Origin of the sequence: Olleya namhaensis, assembly GCF_900114005.1 — a bacterium.
In the GTDB taxonomy this organism is placed as follows: Bacteria; Bacteroidota; Bacteroidia; order Flavobacteriales; family Flavobacteriaceae; genus Olleya; species Olleya namhaensis.
Genome location: NZ_FORM01000033.1, coordinates 1 through 1,147, shown reverse-complemented (window position 1 = coordinate 1,147; position 1,147 = coordinate 1). Strand labels below are relative to the sequence as shown.

The window sequence follows — 1,147 nt, the reverse complement described above, 5'->3', positions numbered from 1 at the left end:
TGATAGCTTTTTTTTAGCCAGTGTTCATTTTTTGTTTTCATAAGTGACTGTAATTAATTGCTTAATTTTTAGTCAACCTATTTCAGGAAAATTCATTCTTCATATGTTGTACAACGTGATTGTGTATGGTTAGTTGCGTGATTTAAGGAACTAAGTTAGCAAATAAATCACAGATAGAATATTCCGCAGGAATGTTCGTAAGTAGGCTAGAAGCAAGCAATTAATTATACGCGGTGTTAGCAAACGTATTTTTTTCAATTACTCATTTCCGCTATAATTATTCTTTTAATATAATAATCGTTCAAGTCGACTTTATTCGCTAATATTCTTTTAGCTGTGAAATAAAACGGAATTATTCCAAAGTCGTTTCTGTCTGTTACAAATGAACTTAAAAATTCAGATTTGCTTGCAATTGAGTTAAGTGCCTTAATGTATTTTCCGTTATGATTTGTCCTAACAAAATTCATATACTTTTTTAAAATGGAATCTTTAGAAATCTCTTTTTCGTCAAAAGGCATTGTCATAGCGCCTTTTTCAAATGTTCCATCTGATTTTTTGCATTGAATTCTAGCTTTAACCAATAAAGTTTTATCATTCCAAGGATTTTTTTCAATCCAAGTAGAGTCGGCAACACAAAATATTTCTAGGCGTAATTGGCTCTTATTAAAGATATTTTTACTTTTTTCGGTTATCGCTAGAGAATTCTTAATTTTTCCATCACTTATTTCGGTTAGGAACTTTTTATAGGCATTTTCTATGTCCAAATTCGGATATTGAGTTTTTAGAAAACCATTCTCAAATTCAGAAACTAATAAGTTTAAAGTATTCGTGTTTTCAGTTCCTAAAACTTCATCAAATTCAGTTGGTTTAAGTTCAGTTTTTTTGTCTGAACAATTAAAAATTAAAAGAAGAATTATGAATATTTTGATGAATTTCATTGGTTGGTCATATGTTTGCTAACGTGATTGTGTATGGTTAGTTGCGTGGTTTAAGCACTAAAGTTAGTAAATAAAGCACAGATAGAACATTCCGCAGGAATGTTCGTAAGTAGGCTTAAAACAAGCAATTAATTATACGCGGTGTTAGGCTACGTTATTAATTCCGTTTCTTTTTTTCTTTTCTACCACAATAAATGTAAATCAAATCC

General features: G+C 29.9%; 1 protein-coding gene. It reads right to left on the bottom strand.

The window, feature by feature from the left end; all coding sequences use genetic code 11:
• Positions 1–254: 254 nt before the first annotated feature.
• The gene (locus tag BMZ09_RS15990) at positions 255–938 is read right to left on the bottom strand and encodes a hypothetical protein (RefSeq protein ID WP_090842505.1); all 684 of its coding nucleotides are present in this window, start codon (positions 936–938) and stop codon (positions 255–257) included.
• Positions 939–1,147: the final 209 nt, after the last annotated feature.

What these genes read in the sequence shown, in the direction of transcription:
- BMZ09_RS15990 (WP_090842505.1), bottom strand. Translation starts at nt 938, where the DNA reads ATGAAATTCATCAAAATATTCATAATTCTTCTTTTAATTTTTAATTGT.